The following is a 23966-nucleotide window of genomic DNA, read 5'->3' as shown; positions in this document are numbered from 1 at the left end:
CCTATCATATCAAATATATATTCAATATTGCAATACTAAAAGATAGTAATAATATATAGATACAAAAGAATATACTATTATAGTATATGTATGAATAATAAAGGGGGCTAAAGTTTGAAGCTATATATTTCAAATTATCTATCGAATAGCATAAGTATATTAGATTATAAAGATTTTAAAACTGAAGAAATACTATTAGATGATGGGACTTATCCGCATCATTTTTGCATAAATAAAAAGCAGAAATTAATGTATTTACCCAGTTCAAGTAATGGAATAATGTATATACTAGACCTGGAACTAAAGAAAATAATAGATAGTATGTCTATAGGTGGTAACTTAAGTCAGATAGGTATATCTAAAGGAGAGCTTTATATATCTAATGAAGATTCTAATAGTATTTACATAATAAATGAACATACGCTAGAGCCAGTAGGTATAATTAGTGTAGGAGAAACACCGCATGGATTTGATTTTAATGAAAAAGAAAATAAATTATATGTACCTTGTAAAAATTCTATATACTGTATAGATACCTTAAGCAAATGTATAGATAGGGAGATTAAGATAGACTTCAAAGCATGGCATATAAAGGTAGATACTAAAAAAAATGAAGTATATGTATCTACATTAGATGGAAGTGTAATAGTACTAGATGGATTTAATATGAAGATAAAGCATATAATAAATCAGTTTTTGATACCAGTAGAAATATGCTTTAACTATAGCAAAAGTGAGGTATATATAGCTGATTTAGGACATAAAAAAGTAGTAATATTAGATTATAATAACTTAGAAATTAAAGGTGAAATTAAGATAAATGGGAATCCACAAGGTTTAGCTATTTCTAGAAATGAAGAATTATTATTTGTATCTGATACTCAAAATAACTCTATAAAAGTATATAATGCAATAAATCACATGTTTATAAATGAAATTAAAACAGGAAAAGAGCCTACAACAATAATATGTTTATAGGCTTAGTGGTTATCACGTATAAGTAAATCTATAACTTCTGCATACATATATGATGCATTTTTCTTCCAATTGTTACAAATAAGCTTGGCCTGTTTCTCTGATGAAACATTTAAGTTTAAATCTATTAAGTTAGATTGATTTTCAATAACTCTCAAGTTAACAATAAATTCATGATCACTTTGTTTTACAAAGCTTGATTTTACTTGTGTATCAGATAACAGATTCTCTTTATTATTTATTATATACTCGTCTATTTTTTTAGCTGTATCTTCAGGTATTCTAGATAAGAAGTACTCTAATATTTCTAACCCTTTTTGAGTAAGAGAGTAATATTCTTTACCAGAATCCTCATAAGTAACTAAAAATTTAGATTCCATAAGTTGACTTAAAAACTGTTGAAGAGAAAAATAATTCATAGTCTCAGTTTCTAAGATAACTTGAGTAATTTGAGAATTAGTTAAATCCATATTAATTTTATTTAAAATATATAAAATTAAAAGCTTGTGAGAAGCTAATTCTTCAGATGAGTTTTCAAACATTGTACCATCCTCCGTAAACTATTTCTATATAATATATTAAACCAAAATATACAAAAATAAAAGTAGAATTTGAATATATTCAATAAATAAAATATCTTTTTTTATTCGTAAAAATATAAGAGACTACCATTTAGGTAGCCTCTTATCACTTAGATGTCAGAATTTACTATACTATTTACCAGCCATTTGGTTTTCAGCCATTTCAACTAATTTTTTAGTCATATAGCCACCAACATAACCGTTTTGTCTAGCTGTTAAGTTACCTTTGTCTATTGTGTCATAGTTAGCTAATCCTATTTCATTAGCTATCTCTAACTTCATTTGATTTAATGCAGCCTTAGCTTCTGGAACAGCTTTTCTGTTGTTGTTTGCCATAGTAAATTTCCTCCTTAGATGTTGTGTACAATACATATTGTATTGTTGATACTAATTTACCCTGGAATCAAATTTTATATACGTTTTTTTAAAAATTATTTGTGCTTTGTATCAATTTTTATTGTTTGAACTTTGTATCAATTTTTATTTTTTTATCTTTACGTACACCTTCTTCAATTCCATGTGCTTCTCTTAGATAGTGTCTACCTTCAAGTTTAAATGTCTTTCTAGCTGTTTCAACTTGATGACCTTTAATATTACCAAAAGAACTTTTTATAATTGACATAATAGCACCACCTTATATTAGTATTAACTTTAATTTGCCCAAATAATAAATTTAGTTTAATAGTAATTTTTTGAAAAAAATAAAAATAAGTTTTAAATATAGGACAACAAAAAGGAGGTGTAAATATGAAGTATAAGTCTAAAAAAATAAAATATTTTAGATCTAGTACTTTCTTTTTAGGAGTAACAATAGTTTTTATAATAGCTTTAATAGGTGGAATTAGATATGTATGTTATGAAAAAGAAGTAGCTAGTATGCCAATACATAGTGTTGATACAAATGATAAAGAAATAGCTTTAACCTTTGATGTAGCATGGGGAAAAAATAATATAGATGAAATTTTACAAGTTTTAGAAAAACATAATGTAAAATCTACGTTTTTTTTGCTGGGCAGTTGGATAGAAGATAATAAGGAATTAGTTGAAAAAATACATAATGCAGGTCATGAAATAGGAAATCATTCTAATACACATGCAAGTTTTAAAAATTTATCAAAAGAATCAAAAGTTCAAGAAATTAAGTTAGTATCAGAAAAAATATATGATATAACAGGAGAAAAAACAAGTTTATTTAGACCTCCATTTGGTGATACAGATAAAGAAACTTTAGAGGTGAGCAATTCATTAGATCATCAAACCATTAAATGGAGCCTAGATTCTATGGATTGGAAGGGATTTGGTGCAAATCATGTTATTGATAGAGTAATGAAAAATTCTGAACCAGGATCTATAGTATTATTTCATTCAAATGTAAGTAATGTGGAAAATTACATAGACACTATAATACTTAATTTAAAGAAAGATGGATATAAAATAGTTCCTGTATCAGAAATAACATACAAAGAAAATTTCAAAGTGGATAGTAATGGAGTTCAAAAGCTACAGAATAAGTAGTAATAAAAGTAAGAATTTATAAATATATTTATTATATAAAAGATAAAATATACAATTAACAAATTGTGGGGGGATAAAGATGGTAACAGTTAAAGAAGAAACGAATGTAGTGAATTTAAGAGGGGAACTGAGTGAAAACTTAGAATTCAGTCATGAAATATTTGGAGAGAAGTTTTATAACACTACTATTAAAATAAATAGACTTAGTGATTCTTATGATATACTTCCTATTACAGTTTCAGAAAGACTTTTAGAAGATATAAAAATAGAGGAAGGGAATTTATGTAGTATATTGGGGCAGTTAAGGTCTTATAATAAAAATATTGATAATAGAAATAGACTAGTTTTAACTGTTTTTGTTAGAGAAATAAAGACGATAGAAGAGGAAAATAAAGATCCAAACAGTATATTTTTAGATGGTTACATATGTAAAGAGCCCGTTTATAGAAAGACTCCATTAGGGAGAGAGATAACAGATTTATTAGTAGCAATAAATAGACCATACAATAAATCAGACTATATACCATCAATAGTTTGGGGAAGAAATGCAAAATTTGCTAAAGGGTTAAAGGTTGGAGATAGAATACAAATGTGGGGAAGAGTTCAAAGTAGAGAGTATGAAAAAAAAGGTGAAGATGGAAATAGTATAAAGAAAGTTGCTTATGAAGTTTCTATATCGAAAATAAAAAAAATGAGTGAAAATAATAATGAATAGGGTTTCATAAAAAAACTAAAAATTTACTAGTTGAATAGTTGCTCCTTATTTATTATAATTTATTCTATGATGTTAGTTATAAATGCAGAAAGTAAAGAGGGGGAGCACTGTGAAAAGCGTATTATATCATGATTACGACCCTAGTATTAGTTTGACAGATAACTCTGATGATATAACTTGTTTTTTAGATACGATAAAGTATAATGTAGGCAATCATATACTACTTGTAGGAAAAATAGGTGACCTAGGGAAAAGATTAAGAAGGCTAGGAGTATATGTAACAATACTTGAGAATAGCCCTTATGAAGACGTATGTTATTCCTTAATACACAACGGAAACTGTAATGTTATAAAAGGAACACTTGAACTATTGCCTTTTGAAGATAGACATTTTGACAAAGTTATAATATTAGATCACTTTAATAACACTGGAAATTTCGAGCAAGCATCTAAAGAAATTAACAGAGTACTAAAGATCAATGGTGAGTTAATATTAGAAGATTTAAATTTAAAAAATATTAAAGTTAAGTTAAAAAATCTAAAGCATAAACTGTGCGGAGAAAATATCAAGTACCATTATCCAAATGATGTTGCAAAGTTATTTTCAACTTTAGATTTTGAAGGTAATGTTAAAGAAGTAGAAAATGAAAGATACATTTATATAGGAAAAAGAAAATAGAGATTTTACTAATATATATAAAGACTAGGTTAGCCTGGTCTTTTATATATTAAACTAAAAATAGGAGCCATATAGTTATGAGTATAAATTATCAATTAATAATAGTAGTAATGATGTTTGTTATATTAATATCTATACAATTTACGCTAAATAAAATATATTTAGTATTAAAGGATATAAAAGAAATACTTAATTTAAAAAGATTAAGAAAGGATTAATATGGCAAACTTAAAATACATAAGAGAAGATATTCAAAATATAGCAGAAGCAATAGTAGCTGTTTTAGGTATAGATGTAACCATAGTAGATGATGACTTAACTAGAGTTGCAGGTACAGGTATATATTTAGAAAAAATAGGAGAAAAAATAAGTGGATACTCTGCTTTTAATAAATGTCTAATAGAACAGATAGAAATAATAATAGATGATCCAAGTTGTAATGATATATGTAATGAATGCTCCAATAGTGGAGCTTGTAAAGAGTTTGCAGAGGTTTGTTGCCCTATAATAAGCGAAGGAGTAACCTATGGAGTTATAGGCCTTATAGCTTTTACAGAGGAACAAGCTAAAGTTATAAAAAACAATAACAATGTATTAATGAATTTTTTAGGTAAAATGGCTGATTTAATATCTAATAAAATTAAAGCTCAAGTAAAAGCTTATGAGTTAGAATTAGAAAAGAAAAAGCTAGAGACTTTAGTAAATGGTATAGATAAGGCTATAGTATCTATTGATGTAGATGGAAATATAGATAAATATAATTTAAAATTTAAGAAAGTATTCAATTTAGAAAATAATATAAATGGTAAAAATATATTTAAGCTTTTAGAGTTCATAAAAAAACCATCAAGAGATAATTTTAAAAAAGAAAAATCACATAGTTTTAACTATAAATTAGATAGATATGAATTAAAAGGAATATACAATATAAATGAAATTATTTTAAAGAAAGAATTAAAAGGATATGTTATAGACTTTATAGATAACAAAGATGCTATTAAAAACTATAATAAAATAAATAAAGATTATAGTATAACATTAGAAAATATAATAGGAAATAGTAGCATTATAAATAGTGTTAAAAAGGAAGCGCTAATAGCTTCTAAGTCCACTTCTACAGTACTAATTACAGGAGAAAGTGGTACTGGTAAAGAGTTATTTGCAAGAGCTATACATAACCATAGTAATAGATGTGAAAATCCATTTGTAGCTGTAAATTGTGCAGCCATACCAGATAATTTACTAGAAAGTGAATTATTTGGTTATGAAGAAGGAGCTTTTACAGGAGCAAAAAAGGGTGGTAAATTAGGTAAGTTTGAAATAGCTAATAAGGGTACTATATTCCTAGATGAAATAGGAGATATGAGCTTGCATCTACAAGCAAAATTACTTAGGGTATTACAAGAAAAAGAGCTAAATAAAATTGGAGCAAAATCAAATAAATTTATAGATGTAAGGATAATAGCAGCTACCAATAAAGATTTAGAAAAAATGGTATTAAAGGGAACTTTTAGAGAAGATTTATATTATAGGCTTAATGTAATCCCTATATCACTTCCAAATTTAAGACAAAGAAAAGATGATATACCAGATTTAATAGATTTTATGATAAAAGAATATTCTAGAAAGTTAGAAAAGCATGTAACTGGTATTGACAAAAATGTGCTAGATGTGATGTTAGAATATAAATGGCCAGGAAATATAAGAGAGCTTCAAAATATAATAGAGTATGGCGTGAATATGTCTATAGGAGAAATTATAACATTAGATGTAATACCTAATAAATTAAAAAATGTAGAGTTAGAAGAAGTATTAGTTCAAAATGATAAGATAAGAACTTTAGAAGAATTAGAAAAAGCAGAAATCATTAAAGCATTACATAAATATAAAGATTATAAAAAAGACAAAGAGCTAGTAGCAAAAGCATTAGGTATATCTAGAGCTACTCTATATAGAAAACTAGAGAAATATAAAATTATCTCAAAATGAGAAAAAATCTCATTTTGAGATTTTTTTTACTCAAATTGAGATAAAAATATAAATTTATACACAAAATTAATATTTAAATGCAGATTTAGAAAAAAACTAAAAAATAATAATCTTAATTATAATGTAGAAAAATGATGACAAATGCGTACATATAAGCATTTTACGGAAACGTTTTAACTAGATAAATTAAATAATAGAAAAATAATAATTAATTTAAAAAGTTGGCACATATATTGCTATATATAAAAGTATAAACTTAATTTATGTGGGAGGAAATGTTATGAAGGATGTAAGAAATCAAATAGTTAATATATTAAAGGCAGAAGTAAAGCCAGCTCTAGGATGTACAGAGCCAGTTGCAGTTGCATTAGCTTGTGCTAAAGCAAAAGAATTATTAGGGGAAGAAATAGTTAAGCATAACGTATTAGTTAGCCCAAACGTATATAAGAACGGAATGTGTGTAGGAATACCAGGAACAGAAAGATTAGGATTAAAAATATCAGTAGCTTTAGGATTTATAGGTGGACACTCTGAAAATGGATTAAGAGTATTAGAAACTTTAACTGAGGAAGAAGTTAAAAAGGCAGAAGAGTATATGGATACTCATCCAATATCAATATCACCAGCGGATACAAAGGAAAAGGTATATATAGAAGTAAACTTAGAAGGAAAAACTAGAACTTCAAGGGTTATTATAAGAACTAAGCATGATAACTTTGTTTACTTAGAAGAAAATGGAAATGTTTTATTAAATGAAGAAGGTTTAGAAGAAATAGCAGTTACAACAGAAAAAGAAGAAAACATAATGGACACTATAACTATAGAAGAATTAGTTAAAAATGTAGAAGCATTAGATCTTAAAGACATAGAATTCTTATTAGAAGGAATAGCTATGAATGAAGAAATAGCTAACTATGGATTAAATCAAAAAGTAGGTATAGGTGTTGGATACGGAATAAAGAAATCTATGGAAGATGGATTACTTGGAGACGACTTAATGAACCAAGCTATGATGATAACAGCAGCTGCATCAGATGCTAGAATGGCAGGAGTTAAAATGCCAGTTATGAGTTCAAATGGTAGTGGAAATCACGGTTTAACTGCTATACTTCCAATAGTAGCATACAACAAGAAATTCCCTCAATCAGATGAAAGATTAGCAAAAGCTTTAGCTATATCTCACTTAGTTACAGCATACATTAAAAATTACACAGGAAGATTATCAGCAGTATGTGGATGTGGAGTTGCTGCATCAACAGGAGCTACAGCAGGTTTATCTTGGTTAATGAGCGGAGATGAAAGACAAATAGAAGGTGCTATAGAAAATATGGTAGCTAACTTAAGTGGTATGATATGTGATGGTGCAAAAGCAGGTTGTGCATTAAAATTAGCATCAGCAGCATCAGCAGCAGTACAAAGTGCTATAATAGCTAAACAACAATGTTTCGTACCACCAATGAATGGTATAGTTGGAGCTAAAGTAGAACAAAGTATACAAAACCTAGGAAGAGTAAGTGATAAAGGTATGTCTGTTACAGATGAGGTTATAATAAATGTAATGGATGATATGAACAAGGTTAAGTAATTCTCCTTGCAAAAACATCTAATCTCCTATAAAATTGAAAGTATCATTTATACATAATGGAGGATTTATTATGAATATCGAAACTAAAAAGTGGGAAGTTTTATGTTCTGAAGAACAAATTGCTACTAGACTTAAGGAATTAGGTGCACAAATATCTAAAGAGTATGAAGGAAAGAATCTTTTAGTAGTATCTTTATTAAAAGGAAGCTTTATCTTCTGTGCTGACTTAGTAAGAAACATAACTGTTCCAGTTAAAATAGAGTTTATGACAACTTCAAGCTATGGTCACGGAGAACAAAGTAGTGGGAACGTAAAGGTTGTATCAGATGTAAATTCTAGTTTAGAAGGATATGATGTATTAATAGTAGATGATATAACAGATACAGCATTAACTATGCATCATGTTATGAATCATTTAAAAACTAAAAATCCAGCAAGCGTAAAATGCTGTGTATTACTTGATAAGCCAAGTAGAAGAAAAGTTGAATTAGTTCCAGATTACTGTGGATTTGAAATAGAAGACAAGTTTGTTGTTGGATATGGATTAAACTATGGTGATTATTACAGAAACGTACCATACGTATTCAATGTTACAAATGAAGATAGATAAATAAAAAGTTGCTCTTAGGAGCAACTTTTTATTTACAAAGATTTTGTAATTTATATAAACTATATAAGTAAACTAAGCTAATATATATTTATACACATATCAACTGTAAAAATGGTTGAAAAGTGGATAACTTCAAAATGAAAATGGTTGCAGGAGGATTAAGTATGGGGATAAAAATGATACATCATATATGCATTCAAACAGAAAAATATAAGGAATCATTAGATTTTTACACAAGAATACTGGGATTTGAAGTAGTTCAAGAGAGTAAAAATTTCCACAACAGAGAATATAATACGTGGATAAAACAAGGTACCTTTATGATAGAACTTCAGACGCCTAAAGCTGGGGATAAGTTTAAAAAGTGGACATCTTTAAATGAAGGCCCAGTGCATATGGGATTTATTGTGGATAATGTGGAAGAAGAGTATAAAAGGATAAAATCGCTAGGATATACTAATTTTAAAGTTAAAAATGGAGAAATTGTATATAAAGTAGAAGGTGAAAGTTTATTTAAAATAAAAGCACCAGAAGGAACAGAAATAGAAATTAGAGATACTGATATAGCTTAGTATCAAAAACACCCTTCTATTAATATGATATTAGTATGAAAGTATTATAATTAATGGGGGGATTTTTTTGAGAAATTTCAATGAGAAATATTCATTGGTTAGAGTATTACATGCTTTGGTAAGCGGAGAAGAATTAGATGTATATATAGATGGATTTCCTTTTTATATGGATGTAAGATTTGCTCAATTTACACCATATATATATGTACCAGAAGGAGAGCATATATTTAGCGTTTATTTAAAAGATGAAAGGGATAGTCCTTTGAGTGAGGTTAGTATCGATGTAAAAAATGATGAGCTTATAACAGCAGCTATTATAGAAAAAAATGATAAAGTAGATATACTTCCTATACCAGAGAAAATGGGAGTTCCAGAAGATAATACATCGAAGATTAAGTTTGTACACTTAGTTCCAGAAGCACCAAATGTTAATATACTAATGGGTGGAGAAGAAATATTTAATAATGTAGGTTATACAGATTATACAGAGTATGAAAATGTGCCAATAGGAGAGTATAAGATGGATATAGAATTGACGGAAAATAAAAAAACAGTTTTAAGCAACTTAGTAAATATAAATCCAAATAGAATATATACATTTTATGTTATTGGGATATCGCCTAATATAGATATGATTCAGACATTAGATGGAGCAACTTTCTTACAGTGATAGATATAAACTATAAAAATTTGTTATTATTAAAAGTATAGATAAATTTATCTATACTTTTTTACGCTTAAGGAAATTATCATACTTCAAAAACTATAGATAACTATTGTAGCTAAGCAATACCAATTAGTTTAGTAAGCGCAAAAAAGACAATTTGAAGCGCTTCGCGATACGTCGCTCAAGCAACGGATGAAGTGTAGCGCCCACGTAGTGGCTTAAGCGAAGCGAATTTTTTATGTTCAAAGTTATATTTATGTGGTATATAATATAATTAGTTTAATTAGGAGTATAAATACTATGAAGAAAGCAAGGATTTTAATAAATATAGTCTTAATAATAGCATTATTATTTGGAAGTTATAAGGTTATAAGCAAGGTTTTAGACTATAAAAAGGCAGATAAAGTATATGATGATATAAAGAAAATAAAAGAAACAAGAGAAAAACAACTTGTATCAAAAGTACAAAGTAATAATAATTATAAAGTAGGCAATAGTGAGGTAGATGATAATAAAGAGGTTAAACAAAATAGTCCTTATAATAAGACTACTTTAGATTTATCTGATATAAATAAAGATTATAGAGGCTGGATAGACATTGATGGAACTAATATAGATTACCCAGTTCTTCAAGCTAAAGATAATAGCTATTATCTTAAAAAGGATATAAATAAAAATTATTTACCATCAGGTTCTATATTTTTAGACTATAGAAATAACAGATTTGAGGATAGTAATACAGTTATTTATGGTCACTATATGAGAAATAATACAATGTTTGGTGAGTTGAAGAAATTTAAAGATAAAAAATTCTTTGATAAAAATAATAAAATATACATAGAAACGCCAGATGGACAAAAATTAGAATATAAAATTTTCTCAGTTTATACAACTGATGCAAATTATAATTACATACAGACTTCTTTTAATTCTAAAAGTGATTATAAACAATTTCTTAATAAAATAAAAAACAAGTCTTTATATAACACTAATGTAGAAGTAAGTGAAAATGATAAAATACTAACTTTATCTACTTGTAGCTATGAATTTGAAAATGCGAGAACTGTAATTCATGCCAAATTAGTAAATTAAAAGGCTCAAATTAATATTTATTAATTTGAGCCTTTTATATTTAATCCAAATCTCTAAGACCGTCCATTAACTTAGTTTTATCAGCTGTTTTTTCGTCTTTTATTTTTATGACTTTTGCAGGAGAGCCAGCAACTACCTCTCCTTCTAACACGTCATGGGTAACAACTGAACCTGCTGCCACAATAGCGCCCTTTTTTACTGTTACACCTTCAAGTATCACAGCATTTGCTCCTATTAAAACATCATCCTCAATTATAACAGGAGAAGCAGAAGGTGGCTCTAAAACGCCAGCAATAACCGCTCCGGCACCTACATGAACATTTTTTCCGATTATACCTCTTGCTCCTATAACTGCGTTCATGTCAATCATGGCATTATCACCAATAACAGCTCCAATATTTATAACAGCTCCCATCATGATAACCGCATTTTTTCCTATAGTAGCCATATCTCTTATTATAGCTCCAGGCTCTATACGAGCATGTTCATGAAGGTAGTTGTATATAGGTATAGCAGAGTTCCTTCTATCATACTCAATATATATATCGTTTATAAGATTTTCCTTACCTTTTAGAAAATCATTTATTGTATCATAGTCACCAATAAGTATATAAGAACCATTAGAACCAAATACCTTAAATTCCTTAGCTTCTTTGAAGCTGATAAGATTAGTATTTATATAAACCTTAACAGGTGTTATTTTTTTTGATTCTTTTATATATTTGGCTATTTCATAAGCATCGTTTAAATTTATCATTAGTTACCTCCATAGATTAACTTAGTAAATTATCCATATTATAATACCCAGGACTTTGGTTAACTAAAAATTTAGCAGCAGTTATAGAGCCTTTAGCAAAGATATCCTTAGATTGAGCTATATGTTTTAACTCTACAACTTCATCATGACCTGCATATATGACATTATGCTCACCAACAATAGTCCCACCTCTAATAGCGTGTATTCCTATTTCATTTTCACTTCTTTTCGCCTCGCGGCCATATCTTCCATAATTATATTCAATACTAGGTAGTACATCTTTTATTGCATTAGCAATCATAATAGCAGTACCACTTGGTGCATCAACTTTTTTATTATGATGTTTTTCTATTACTTCAATATCAAAACCATTTAACACTTTAGTAGCTTCTCTTACTAATTTTAATAAAACATTAACTCCTAAGGACATATTAGAAGAGTGGAAAATAGGAATTATATTAGAGGCATCTTTTATTTTATTTAACTCTTCTTCATTATATCCAGTAGTAGCAATAACCAAAGGGGTTTTAGTATTTAAAGCATAAGATAAAACATTATCTAAAGCTAAGTGATGAGAAAAATCTATTATTACATCACCTTTTTTAGAAATATCAGACATAGTAGAGAAAACGTTAAAAGATGTTTTTTCTTTTTGGCTAGGAGATACTCCACAAACTAATTCTAAATCAGGATCTTGTTCTATACATTTAGTTAAAACTCTACCCATTTTTCCAAAGCATCCATTAACTATAACTTTTAGCATGATTTTTCTCCTAATGATAATCCTTGATTTTTTAATTCTTGTTTTAAAACTTCTAAGTTTTTATCTTCCATTTCAGCTAGAGGTAGTCTTAAATTTCCAACATTAAATCCAAGTAAATTCATAGCAGTTTTAACAGGTATAGGATTAACTTCTATAAATAAAGCATCTATTAAAGGCTTTAATTTAAGTTGTAATTCTCTAGATCCTTTTATATCTCCTTCTAAGAATTTATAAACTAAATCATGAGTTTCTTTAGGACAAACATTAGCAAGAACAGATATTACTCCATGACCTCCAACTGATAATAATTGAATTATACTATCATCATTTCCTGAATAAATAGCAAAGTCATCTGGAACTAATCTAGCTATTTCTCCAACTTGAGATAAATCTCCACTAGCTTCTTTTATAGCAACTATATTATCTATTTTAGCAAGTTCTGCTACTAAGCTAGGTTTCATATTCATAGATGTTCTTCCCGGAACATTGTACATAATTATAGGAAGATTTACGCTTTTAGCTATAGTTTCAAAATGAAGCTTAAGACCATTTTGGTTAGCTTTATTGTAGTAAGGTGTTATAACTAATAATCCATCAGCTCCAAGTCTTTCAGCTTCTTGACTTAAATAAATAGAATGTGCAGTGTTATTTGAGCCAGTTCCAGCTATAACAGGTATTCTTTTATTAACTTTATCAACAGTATATTTTATAACAGCAAGCTGTTCTTCATCGCTCATAGTAGTGGATTCCCCTGTAGTTCCACAAACAAGTATTGCATCAGTACTATTTTCTATGTGATATTCAATTAATTTTCCAAGAGTCTCAAAATCTACACCATTTTCATCAAAAGGTGTAACTAAAGCAACTGCAGAACCTTTAAATAACATATACAAAACCCCTTTATATAAGAATTTACCTAATTAGGTATTAAAGTATTAAACTAAATCACAAGCAACTAATAATTCTGCTATTTGAACAGTATTAGTAGCAGCACCTTTTCTGATATTATCGGCAACTACCCATATATTTACTCCATTATCTACACTAAAATCTCTTCTTATTCTTCCAACGAAAACTTCATCACGACCAGTAGAATCTACTGTAGTAGGATATTTATTTTCTTTAGGATTATCCATGACAATTACACCATTCATGTTTTCTAAAGTATTAACTAAATCAGAAAGCTCAAATGGGTTTTCAAATTCAATATTTATAGATTCACTATGGCTATTTTTTACAGGAACTCTAACTGTAGTAGCTGTAACCTTCATATCGAAATCATTAAATATTTTTTTTGTTTCATTTATCATTTTTAATTCTTCTTTTGTATAACCATTGTCTTCAAAAACATCTATATGAGGAAGACAGTTGTAAGCTATTGGATGAGGATAGAAACTATTAGGTTTTCCATCAACACCATCTTCTAAATCTTTAATACCTCTTACACCTGAACCAGATACAGCTTGATAAGTAGAATAAACTATTCTTTTTATTTTATATTTTTCATGAAGTGCCTTAAGAGGAACTACAGCTTGTATAGTAGAGCAATTTGGATTAGCAATTATTCCTTTATGTTTTTTTATATCTTGTGGATTAACCTCAGGAACTACTAAAGGTACATTTTCATCCATTCTCCAATAACTAGAATTATCAATAACCACAATACCCTTTGAAGCTGCTATAGGAGCATATATAGAACTTATTTCACCACCAGCAGAGAATAAGGCTATTTGTATATCTCTATCAAAAACATCTTTATTTAATTCTTCAACTACATATTCTTTTCCATTAAATACTACAGTAGACCCAGCAGACTTAGCAGAAGAGAATAAATATAGTTGATTTATAGGGAACTTTCTTTCTTCTAAAACTTTTAAGAAAGTTCTTCCAACCATACCAGTAGCACCAACAATAGCTACATTAACTTTTTTCATAAAATCACCCCAAATAAATTGATTAAGTATCTATATAAAATTATTCAAGGAGATTAAAATATATTCTATTTGTTGATAATAAATCCCTTTAAAAATATTTTCTATAAAAGAGGTAGAAAATATAGCTTTTTTGTTAAGCTTTTCAGAGAATAGAAAAATAATAAAAAAGGACTATAACTAAATAGTCATAGTCCTAAGTAAACTTTAATTTATATTATCTAACTCAATCTTAAGAATACACAGTTATATTTTAAGACTCAAATTATATTATAAATTTATCTACATCCCTTATTAAAAAGAGGATCAAATTACTTACACATTAAGTGCATTTTCACTATCTATATTAAGTGCAACTTCAATACCTTCAAGAGTAGAATTTAAAGCTACACGTGGACTTTTTGCATCACCAATCACATGGAAAGGAATTTCTAAATCTCTACATTTTAATTGAACATCTTCTAAAGCTACTGAAGTTGCACCAAGAGCAACGACTACAGCATCACAATTAATACTTGTTTCAGTTTCATCTTTAACATATACAACTTCATTTTCTTTTATTTCCACAACCTTGGCACCAGGAATTTGATTAACACCTATTACATACATATTTTCAAGCATATTCATACTTCTAATCCAGCCTAAATCTCCACCGAATCTGTCAGATTCATCAATAACTGTACATTTTATACCTTTGTCAGTTAAGTATTGAGCAGTTTCTAAACCTACCATTTTTCCGCCAAGTATAACTACATTACCAGAAAGTTCTATATTACCAGATAAAACTTCTTCATAAGTAAATACATTTTTACTTTCTATACCTTTTATTTCAGGTTTTGAAGCAACAGCACCAGTTGCAATTATTACTTCATCAGGATTAATTTGAGATACCAACTCAGGAGTTACAACTGTATTTAACCTAACATCAACACATAAACGAGTAGCTTCTTTAGCTTCCCAGTTAACAGCATCAAGCATCTCACCTTTATATGGAGCAGCGCCAGCTAAGTTAAATTGCCCACCTAATTTATTGCTAGCTTCACATAAAATTGGGTTATGCCCTCTAACTTTTAGCATGTTAGCAGTCATCATACCACCCATACCACCACCAGCTATTAAAACTGTTTTAGGGTTAGTTGTTTTAGTAATAGGTTGACCTTCTTTACCAACCATAGGATTTCTCATACAAGTAATTGTAGGAATATTTGGATTCATTATAGAGTCAAAGCAGCCCTTCAAGCAACCAACACATAAACGTATACTATCAGTTTTACCATCTTTTGCTTTATTACAGAATTCATGATCTGTAATTTGAGCACGACCTATAGCAACCAAATCACACTTTTCTTCTTCTATAAATTTATTTGCAATTTCTGGATGATTGATTCTACCAACTCCAACTACAGGCATTTCAATAGCATCACGTATCTTTTTTACATTTTCAATGTTATATCCGCGAGGAGTATCAATTGAAGGAACTTCATATTTTAGAGCTGCAGACTTATTATTACCTCTTGAAATATCAATTATATCAACACCTTCAGCTTTAGCCATCTTTAAAAACTCAATTACATCTTCTATAGTAAGTCCATTTTGAACATAATCATCTAATGCATCTACACGCATAAATAAAGGCATAGTTTCTGGCATATTAGCACGCATAGTACGAATAACTTCAAGTGAAAATCTTGCTCTATTTTCTAAAGAACCATTATATTCATCATCACGTTTATTAAAAGCAGCACTTAAGAATGTATGAGGAAGATAAGTATGAGCAGCATGGAATTCAATAGCATCACAGCCAGCTTTTACTGCCATTTTAGTGGATTTTCCATAACAATCAACAATTTCTTTTATATTTTCATGAGTCATGCCTTCTGTAACCATAGGAGTTCTATCTTTTGGAAGTAGAGCTATTGCAACTTGACCACCATGCCAAATTTGAACACCTATTTTACCACCAACGCTATGTACGCTATCTATAAGTTTTTTCATACCTTCAAAATGTTCATCTTTATAAAGGGCTACATAACCATTACCATGAGTACTTGGGTGTATAGCACAAACCTCAGTAAAATTAAGTCCACAGCCGCCTTTTGCAATTGCTACATGATAATCAATTAAATTTTGTGTAACAAGTCCAGTAGGAGAAGCCATTTTTGTCATCATTGCTGGAAGTATTACACGGTTTTTTATTTCTAAATCTTTTATTTTAAATGGAGAAAACAAAGAATTATAGTTCATAATCATATCACCTTTCACTATTAAAATTTATTATTTAGCTATACGTTATATTTATAAAATTACATTACAATTCCACCATCAATATTTAATATTGCACCAGTTGTATATGAAGAATCCTCTGAAGCAAGGTATACAAAAGCACCAGCCATTTCATAAGGCTCAGCCATTTTTCCAAGTGGAGTTACTTGTCTCATATGTTCAACCATTTGATCTGTAACAAACTTTTTTACCATTTCAGTAGCCACAGAACCAGGAGCAACAGCATTAACTCTTATATTGTATTTACCAAGTTCTCTAGCAAATGATCTTGTAAGGCCATTTACAGCAAACTTAGAAGCAGTATAAGCACATTGTCTGCCAGCACCATTTACACTTACTAAAGAGCTTGTGTTAATTATATTACCACCGCGGGCTTTCATAATTTTAACCGCAGCTCTTGTGCAACGGAACATTCCTGTAACATTTACGTCCATAACTTCTTCAAATTCTTCATCTGTCATTAAATCGATATCTTTTGTAGCTGTAATACCAGCATTATTAACTAATATGTCAACATAGCCCCATTTATCAACTACTTGTTTAAACATTTCATTGATTTCATCAGTACTTGACATGTTTGCGTGAACTGCTATAACATCAGCATTAGGATATTTTTTTTTGATAAGATTTAGTGCGTTATTTGCAGTTTCAGCTCTACTTCCACATATTGCAACTTTAGCACCTTCTTTGACATATCTATCAACTATAGCAAAACCAATACCACGTGATCCGCCAGTAACGATTGCAACTTTATTTTTTAGTTTCATAAAATTAATTCCTTTCAAAGTTAGTTTATATGTTAATTACAAAACAATTACAATGGAGTTATAAATTAGATAAGATAAAACAAAACTAAAAAATTTAATTTAATGTGATAAATAAATTTTTATTCAATTAATAGAATTGAGTATTCGAAATAATTACATTATTAGAAATGATTAAATTTTCCAAAACAACTATTGAGATAATCGTAGGACACAAAATTTAATTTGTCAATAAAATTTTAAATTTGAAATTGTAAAGTTTTATAAAAAATAAAAAAGCTGCAAAATTTAATATTTACAACTTTTTTAACTATTAGAAAGTAAATCAGATATTGTTTTTGAAATATCTAATAAATCTTTAATAATATCTTGTTTATGAAACTTATTTAAGTAAGATTTGTGACCGTATATACTAAGTGTTGCTATAGCTTTCTTATTATTTAAAATAGGTACACAGTAGCAAAGTTCATCAAAGTGATACTCACCAGATTCATAAGCATAGCCATCATTTTTTACCTTTTTTAAGTAAGCAACTAAATCATCAATGCTTGTGAAGAAGTTACCTTTAAATCTGCTATTAGATACTTTTGAAAGGTAAATTTGTATTGCTTCATTAGAAGATTCCAACTGGCAGTTATAAGCTAACATACAATGAGCTACGGCAGGACGATAAGCCTCACAATTTAGAGGATCCTCATGTAGTGAATAAAAAGTTGTAGTGTAGTAACCAGAGTAGTTTCCTATCACAAAAACATTTGAACCTTCAATTACGGATAGAGAAACTGAGTTGCTATATTTTTCTGCTAAAAATGCCATATATGGTCTTGCAGTAGTAGCTATTGGTAAATTATTAGCAGCTGAAAATCCAAGAATGAGCGCTTTACTACCTATTGTATACAGACCTGTTTTAGGATCTTTTGATAGAAAATCTTTTTGATACATTGTGGTTAAAGTTCTATGAACAGTACTTCTGTGTAAGTTCATAACTTCAGCAATAGAAGAAACGGACATTTTACCACCATTTGAATGAATAAGACTTAATATATCTAAAGCCCTATCTAAACTTTGTAAAGAAGACAAACTTATATAAACCCCTTTCGAAATATATAATTTTTTTCTTATAGTATAGCATAATTTAAATAAAAAAATAAAAAATAATTGTTCCATATAGTGCGACATTAAGAATGCAATGATATAGAAAATTTATAAAAAATAAGTTGAAATATATGTAAAAATTGAACTTTTAGCATATTTATAGTTTATTTTTAATAAAATAACTTTAAAATAGTGTTGCGGTATATGAAAAGGGTTGCTACAATGAAATTGAAATATACTTTTAATACTTAAAAACATATTATTTTCAATAAAATTCAAAACAGTTACATTTTATACTATTCAAATATTCAGATTAAACTTAATTAATTCAAAATAATAGAATTTAAAACAATTAAATTCCAAATAATTACACCTAATAAAATTCAAAACAACTATTAAAATTTATTTAAGGGAGAAGTAATTATGGATAATTTTAAACTATATACACCAATTAACATAGGCAATGTTGAAATAAAAAATAGAGTTTTAATGGCGCCTATGAGCCTTGGCTATGAAGAAAAAGATGGAAATGTAAGTTCAAGACTTCAAGACTTCTGGATTGAAAGAGCCAAGGGTGGAGTAGGTCTTATTGTTGTAGACGCAGTTACAGTGGATAGCTCAGTTCCATATTTAGGATTTACAATTAGTTTAGGAGAAGATAAATTTATCCCTAAATTCAAATCGTTTGTAGATGAAATTCATGCAAATGGTTCAAAATTATTTCCTCAAATTACACATCCAGGACCTGAATCTATTTCATGGATGTTTGGTAAAACACCAGTAGCTTCTTCAAACTATATAAATAGTTTAGGAAAATCAGTTAGAGAACTTAAAGTAGAAGAAATTGAAGCTATAGTTGAGCAATATGGTGATGCTGCAAGAAGAGCTAAAGAAGCAGGTTGCGACGGGGTAGAGTTTCACTGTGCCCATGCATATATGTTAGCAGGTTCTTTCTTATCTCCACTTAGAAATAAAAGAACAGATTGCTATGGAGGTAATTTAGACGGTAGAGCTAAATTTGCTTTTGATGTAATTAAAAATATAAAGAAAAAAGCTGGAGATGATTTCCCTATACTTATGAGAATTTCCGGCGATGAAAGAGTATTAGGTGGAAATACATTAAATGATATGTTGTATTTAGTACCTAAATTTGTAGAAGCAGGGGTAGATGCTTTTGAAATTTCTGGAGGTACTCAATACGAGTTATGTTGGAAAATAATTCCTTGCCATTATGAATCACCAGGAGTAAATATAAAAGAAGCTGAAGCTATTAAAAAAGTTTCTAAAGTACCTGTATTTGTAGTTGGTAAGATTAATGATATAAAACTTGGTGAAAATTTAGTTGAAAGAGAAGTTGTAGATGGAGTAGTATTTGGTAGACCTTTACTTGCAGACCCTGAACTTGTAAATAAAGGGTTTGAAGGAAGATATGAAGATATAAGACCATGTGCAAGTTGTGGCGGACCTTGTATAACAAGAGAAAGATCTAATCCAGTTGCAAAATGTGCAATAAACCCTGAACTTGGTCGTGAAAAAGAAATGACTATTACAGAAGCAAAAATAAAGAAAAATGTAGTAATAGTAGGTGGTGGACCAGCTGGCTTAGAAACTGCAAGAATTGCAGCTAAAAGAGGTCATAAAGTTACTTTAATTGAAAAATCAGATAGGCTTGGAGGCCAAATAAATCTTGCAGCTATTCCTCCTCACAAACAAGATTTAACAAGATGGGTTAAATATTTAAAAACTCAAGTTGAAAAATCTAATGTAGAAGTAAAATTAAATACAGAAGCAACAGCTGAGTATATAAAAGAATTAAATGCAGATGTATGTATTATATCAACTGGTTCAACTCCATTTATACCTAAAGTAAAAGGAATAGAAAATATTGAGGTTATTACAGGTAGTGATGTATTATCTGCAAAAGTTAAAGATGCAATACATGGAAAGGTTCTTGTAGTTGGAGGAAGTCTTGTAGGATGTGAAGTTACTGAAACAATATTACACAATGCAGTAGGACCTGTACAAATCCATATGATTGAAATGTTAGGTGAAATTGCACCAAATCTATGCCCAAATAATAAAGTACCTCTTATGAAAATGCTTAATGAAAAAGGCGTTGTAATGAGTACTAATACAAAGCTTTTAGAAATTACAGAGGATGGTACAGGAGTTATAGTTGAAAAAGATGGAAAAGAAGAAGTACTAAATGGTTTTAGTAAAATAATTTTCTGTTGTGGTGCAAAACCAATAAATAATTTAGCAGAGGAATTAAAAGATGTTGAAGTACACCTTATAGGAGATGCAAATAAACCAGGACAAGTACATCATGCTATTGAGGCAGGAGCAATACTTGCAAGAAAAATAGGAGATGTAGAAAATTTAGATGGCGAAAAAGAGCTTGCAAATTAAAAATTAAATAGGGGGAGCCAGTATGAGTACTATTGAAAAGCTAGAACAAAGATTAATAGAAATGGAAAAGGAAATTACAAGACTTAAAGATATAGAATTTATAAAAAGTTTGAAGGGAAAGTATCTACGTTGTTTAGATTCAAAGTTATGGGATACAATAGGAGAATGTTTTTGTGAGGATGTAACTACAAGTTACTCAGATGGAAAACTTTCTTTTACAGGGAAGGAAGAAGTTGTAAATTTCTTTAGAACTTGCATGCCGCAAGAACATATAACTATGCATCAATGTCATACTCCTGAAATAGAATTTGAAAGTGATACTAAAGCTTTTGCATATTGGTACTTAGGAGATAATTTAATATTATTAGATAGAAATATGGGAATTAGAGGCGGAGCATTTTATCGTGAAAGTTATGAAAAAGTCAATGGAGAATGGAAGATAAAAACAATTGGATATAAGCGTACATTTGAAGAAAGATGGGATAGAAATGATCCCCAAAATGCAAAAATTACTTACAATATGCATAGTAAAGAATAAAATAGTCAAGTGATTAACTCTTATGTGGGATATAAAGCTTTTGTATTAAATATAAAACTGTCCTTATTTTTAATAATATATATTATTTTTAAAGATCCTTACGAGGGTCTTTTTTTATATCTTTAAAAATAGATTATAAGTATAATCAGATTAATTGAATTTTTAAGGGAGGGAGTATATGATAAAAAATATACCTTTGGAAAGTAAGATTAATAAACATAGAAAGATATTAAATTCCATTGCGGAGATAGGAAGAAAAGAATTTAAGACATCAAAATATATAAAGCGTTATTTAGATGAAATAAATGTATCATATAAAGAATATTTAGACACATCTATTGTGGGAATTATAAAAGGAAATAATAGTAAAAAAACTATAGCATTTAGAGCAGATATGGATGGATTGTTAACGGATGATGGACCAAAGCACTTATGTGGACATGATGGACATATGAGCATATTATTAGGCCTTATAGAGTTTATCAGTATAAATAAAGATAAATTGCAGGATGATATAGTATTCATATTTCAACAAGCAGAAGAAGGTCCAGGTGGAGCTAATGATTTGATTGAATCAGGAATAATAAAGGAATATAATATAGATGAAATTTATGGGCTTCATATATATCCAGATATAGAAACAGGATATATAGGAGTAAGAAGTGGATATTTCATGGCACAAGCAGGGGATTTAGATATAGACATATATACTAAAAGTGGGCATGGTGCAATGCCTCAAAATGGAATAGATGGAGTTGTAGTTGCCTCAAACTTAGTTACCAGCCTGCAAACTATAATATCTAGAAATGTAAGCCCCATTGATACAGCTGTACTTAGTATAGGTGTTATAAATGGAGGAATAAGAAGAAATATTATAGCTGAAAATGTTAGTTTACAAGGTACAATAAGAACATTTAAGCCAGAAGTATATAGCAAAATTAAAAAAAGAATAATAGATATATGTAAAGGAATAGAAGTTTTATATAATTGCAAAATAGATTTAAAAATAAGAGATGATTATCCAGCTGTTAACAATGATAAAAAGTTATATGAAGAATTTACAAATATAGTAGATAAAGATAAGTTAATACAACTTGACCCACTTATGATATCAGAAGATTTCTCATATTATCAAAAAGAAGTACCGGGATTATTTTTTATGTTAGGAGCAAGAAATATAGAAAAAGGTTTTGTCAATGGCCTTCATAATATTAATTTTAACTTTGATGAAGAAGTTTTAATAAATGGACTAGAAACTTTTATAAAATTATTAGAGTATAAGAAGTCCATATATTAGAATAAATTTATTTTTTTATATTAAGATCATCAAATAAGTATAATCTAATATATAATTCAAGAAATGAATTTTTTATAAGTGAAGTATACCCCTATAAATATTTGTATAAATTTTGTTTAAATGACAAAAATACGAATATGTAAAGGGGTGTTTTTTATGGATTTAAATAAACCAGGTAAAAAAAGTGCAAGTAAATCTAAAAAGAAAAAAATATTGACAGACAATGATATAATGAAATATGAGATAGCATCAGAACTAGGTCTAATAGACAAGGTAAATGAATTAGGCTGGGCAGGTCTTACAGCTAAAGAAGCTGGAAGAATTGGTGGAATACTCACATCTAGAAAAAAACAAAAGAAAAAGATGGAGGAGTCAAATAAAGAGGATGGATCAGTATAAAGATTTTGCATTTATTTATGATGAGCTTATGAATGAAGTTGATTATAATGGATGGGTTGATTATATAGAAAAGATAATAGAAAAAGAAGATACTAAAGTACAAAATATATTAGAATTAGCTTGTGGTACAGGTAACTTAACTATACCATTAACTAAGAAAAACTATGATATCGCAGGAATAGATATATCAGAAGAAATGCTTGGGGTAGCTAGAGAAAAAGCAGAAAAAGAAGGTGTAGAACTAGTATTACTACAACAAGATATAGCTGAACTAGATTTTGATATAACAAATTTAGACTGTGTATTATGTGCTTGTGATGGATTCAATTATATAACATACGATGAAGATTTAGAAAATGTATTTAAAAAGACATACGAGCTTTTAAAAGAAAATGGATTATTTATATTTGATATAAGTTCATTTTATAAGTTATCATCTGTACTTGGAAATAACATGTATGGAGAAAATAGGGAAGACATAGCTTATATGTGGCAAAACTACTTTGATGATGAAGAAAATCTAGTAGAAATGGAATTAGCCTTCTTTGTAAAAGATGAAGATGGTAGATTTGAAAGATTTGAAGAGGTTCATCAACAAAGAGCATATACAGAAGAAGAGATATTAGACATGTTACAATCAGTAGGATTTAAAGATATAAAAGTATATTCAGATTTTACATTTGAAGCACCAAAAGAAGATAGTGAAAGAATATTCTTTGTAGGTAGAAAATAAAGGCATATATGGAGGAA

The 23966-nt window shown here is 28.7% G+C and carries 26 protein-coding genes; 16 read left to right on the top strand and 10 right to left on the bottom strand.

Annotation, left to right across the window (positions count from 1 at the left end; translation table 11 throughout):
- Nucleotides 1–114 precede the first annotated feature (114 nt).
- Entirely contained in the window at nt 115–978 is an 864-nt protein-coding gene (locus I4U66_RS05755) for a YncE family protein (RefSeq protein ID WP_092922476.1), read from the top strand.
- Nucleotides 979–980: 2 nt separating this feature from the next.
- Here the strand turns inward: I4U66_RS05755 and I4U66_RS05750 are convergent, their stop codons facing one another.
- The 3 genes from I4U66_RS05750 to I4U66_RS05740 all read right to left on the bottom strand — a co-directional run bounded on the left by I4U66_RS05750 (nt 981) and on the right by I4U66_RS05740 (nt 2178).
- Nucleotides 981–1517, bottom strand: coding sequence for a DUF4364 family protein (locus I4U66_RS05750; protein ID WP_092922479.1), 537 nt, complete (start codon nt 1515–1517; stop codon nt 981–983).
- A 171-nt stretch (nt 1518–1688) separates the two neighbouring features.
- Nucleotides 1689–1892, bottom strand: coding sequence for an alpha/beta-type small acid-soluble spore protein (locus I4U66_RS05745; protein ID WP_092922482.1), 204 nt, complete (start codon nt 1890–1892; stop codon nt 1689–1691).
- Between the two features lie 118 nt (nt 1893–2010).
- Nucleotides 2011–2178, bottom strand: a complete 168-nt coding sequence (locus tag I4U66_RS05740; protein ID WP_166504717.1) for a hypothetical protein — start codon at nt 2176–2178, stop codon at nt 2011–2013.
- Between the two features lie 125 nt (nt 2179–2303).
- Between I4U66_RS05740 and I4U66_RS05735 the strand changes: the two genes are divergently transcribed.
- The 10 genes from I4U66_RS05735 (at nt 2304) to srtB (ending at nt 10980) form a co-directional block, all read left to right on the top strand.
- Nucleotides 2304–3071: a polysaccharide deacetylase family protein gene (locus tag I4U66_RS05735; protein ID WP_092922485.1), complete on the top strand. Its 768-nt coding sequence runs from the start codon at nt 2304–2306 to the stop codon at nt 3069–3071.
- A 79-nt stretch (nt 3072–3150) separates the two neighbouring features.
- Entirely contained in the window at nt 3151–3786 is a 636-nt protein-coding gene (locus I4U66_RS05730; protein ID WP_092922488.1) for a single-stranded DNA-binding protein, read from the top strand.
- A gap of 109 nt (nt 3787–3895) precedes the next feature.
- On the top strand, nt 3896–4465 hold the full coding sequence (locus I4U66_RS05725) for a class I SAM-dependent methyltransferase (protein WP_240276208.1): 570 nt from the start codon (nt 3896–3898) through the stop codon (nt 4463–4465).
- A 77-nt stretch (nt 4466–4542) separates the two neighbouring features.
- Complete coding sequence (locus tag I4U66_RS05720; RefSeq protein ID WP_166504718.1) at nt 4543–4683, top strand: hypothetical protein; 141 nt, start codon at nt 4543–4545, stop codon at nt 4681–4683.
- 1 nt (nt 4684) lies between these two features.
- Nucleotides 4685–6454, top strand: a complete 1770-nt coding sequence (locus tag I4U66_RS05715; protein ID WP_195581467.1) for a sigma-54 interaction domain-containing protein — start codon at nt 4685–4687, stop codon at nt 6452–6454.
- Nucleotides 6455–6734: 280 nt separating this feature from the next.
- Nucleotides 6735–8039, top strand: coding sequence for an L-cysteine desulfidase family protein (locus I4U66_RS05710; protein WP_092922497.1), 1305 nt, complete (start codon nt 6735–6737; stop codon nt 8037–8039).
- Nucleotides 8040–8109: 70 nt separating this feature from the next.
- Nucleotides 8110–8649, top strand: coding sequence for a hypoxanthine phosphoribosyltransferase (gene hpt, locus I4U66_RS05705; protein WP_092922501.1), 540 nt, complete (start codon nt 8110–8112; stop codon nt 8647–8649).
- A 164-nt stretch (nt 8650–8813) separates the two neighbouring features.
- Nucleotides 8814–9221 (top strand): VOC family protein, encoded by a 408-nt coding sequence (locus I4U66_RS05700; protein ID WP_092922504.1) that lies wholly within the window; start codon nt 8814–8816, stop codon nt 9219–9221.
- 67 nt (nt 9222–9288) lie between these two features.
- Nucleotides 9289–9891, top strand: a complete 603-nt coding sequence (locus I4U66_RS05695; protein WP_176698632.1) for a DUF4397 domain-containing protein — start codon at nt 9289–9291, stop codon at nt 9889–9891.
- Between the two features lie 297 nt (nt 9892–10188).
- Nucleotides 10189–10980, top strand: a complete 792-nt coding sequence (srtB, locus tag I4U66_RS05690; protein ID WP_092922510.1) for a class B sortase — start codon at nt 10189–10191, stop codon at nt 10978–10980.
- 40 nt (nt 10981–11020) lie between these two features.
- Here the strand turns inward: srtB and dapD are convergent, their stop codons facing one another.
- From dapD to I4U66_RS05655, 7 genes are all read right to left on the bottom strand, one after another.
- On the bottom strand, nt 11021–11737 hold the full coding sequence (gene dapD / locus I4U66_RS05685) for a 2,3,4,5-tetrahydropyridine-2,6-dicarboxylate N-acetyltransferase (RefSeq protein ID WP_092922513.1): 717 nt from the start codon (nt 11735–11737) through the stop codon (nt 11021–11023).
- Nucleotides 11738–11753: 16 nt separating this feature from the next.
- Entirely contained in the window at nt 11754–12500 is a 747-nt protein-coding gene (gene dapB / locus I4U66_RS05680; protein ID WP_166504723.1) for a 4-hydroxy-tetrahydrodipicolinate reductase, read from the bottom strand.
- The gene (gene dapA / locus I4U66_RS05675) at nt 12494–13387 is read right to left on the bottom strand and encodes a 4-hydroxy-tetrahydrodipicolinate synthase (protein ID WP_092922519.1); all 894 of its coding nucleotides are present in this window, start codon (nt 13385–13387) and stop codon (nt 12494–12496) included. Before dapA ends, dapB begins: the two co-directional genes overlap by 7 nt.
- A gap of 48 nt (nt 13388–13435) precedes the next feature.
- On the bottom strand, nt 13436–14434 hold the full coding sequence (locus I4U66_RS05670; protein WP_092922522.1) for an aspartate-semialdehyde dehydrogenase: 999 nt from the start codon (nt 14432–14434) through the stop codon (nt 13436–13438).
- A gap of 312 nt (nt 14435–14746) precedes the next feature.
- Nucleotides 14747–16675, bottom strand: coding sequence for a bile acid Fe-S flavoenzyme BaiCD (gene baiCD / locus I4U66_RS05665; RefSeq protein WP_092922525.1), 1929 nt, complete (start codon nt 16673–16675; stop codon nt 14747–14749).
- A 59-nt stretch (nt 16676–16734) separates the two neighbouring features.
- On the bottom strand, nt 16735–17481 hold the full coding sequence (locus tag I4U66_RS05660) for an SDR family NAD(P)-dependent oxidoreductase (protein ID WP_092922528.1): 747 nt from the start codon (nt 17479–17481) through the stop codon (nt 16735–16737).
- 303 nt (nt 17482–17784) lie between these two features.
- On the bottom strand, nt 17785–18558 hold the full coding sequence (locus tag I4U66_RS05655; RefSeq protein ID WP_166504727.1) for an IclR family transcriptional regulator: 774 nt from the start codon (nt 18556–18558) through the stop codon (nt 17785–17787).
- Nucleotides 18559–18996: 438 nt separating this feature from the next.
- Between I4U66_RS05655 and I4U66_RS05650 the strand changes: the two genes are divergently transcribed.
- From I4U66_RS05650 to I4U66_RS05630, 5 genes are all read left to right on the top strand, one after another.
- Nucleotides 18997–20982 carry an FAD-dependent oxidoreductase gene (locus tag I4U66_RS05650; protein ID WP_092922535.1) on the top strand — a complete coding sequence of 662 codons (1986 nt, stop codon included), beginning with the start codon at nt 18997–18999 and terminating at the stop codon, nt 20980–20982.
- A 22-nt stretch (nt 20983–21004) separates the two neighbouring features.
- Entirely contained in the window at nt 21005–21520 is a 516-nt protein-coding gene (locus I4U66_RS05645) for a nuclear transport factor 2 family protein (RefSeq protein WP_092922538.1), read from the top strand.
- A gap of 178 nt (nt 21521–21698) precedes the next feature.
- Nucleotides 21699–22817, top strand: a complete 1119-nt coding sequence (locus tag I4U66_RS05640) for an amidohydrolase (RefSeq protein ID WP_092922541.1) — start codon at nt 21699–21701, stop codon at nt 22815–22817.
- Nucleotides 22818–22973: 156 nt separating this feature from the next.
- Entirely contained in the window at nt 22974–23216 is a 243-nt protein-coding gene (locus tag I4U66_RS05635) for a small, acid-soluble spore protein, alpha/beta type (protein ID WP_092922544.1), read from the top strand.
- Nucleotides 23203–23949, top strand: coding sequence for a class I SAM-dependent methyltransferase (locus tag I4U66_RS05630; protein ID WP_092922547.1), 747 nt, complete (start codon nt 23203–23205; stop codon nt 23947–23949). Before I4U66_RS05635 ends, I4U66_RS05630 begins: the two co-directional genes overlap by 14 nt.
- Nucleotides 23950–23966: the final 17 nt, after the last annotated feature.

The organism is Romboutsia sp. D33t1_170424_H2, from assembly GCF_015669105.1.
Classification (GTDB): domain Bacteria; phylum Bacillota; class Clostridia; order Peptostreptococcales; family Peptostreptococcaceae; genus Romboutsia_C; species Romboutsia_C hominis.
The sequence above is the reverse complement of the archived record's forward strand: the minus strand, read 5'-3'. Positions and strand labels throughout refer to the sequence as shown.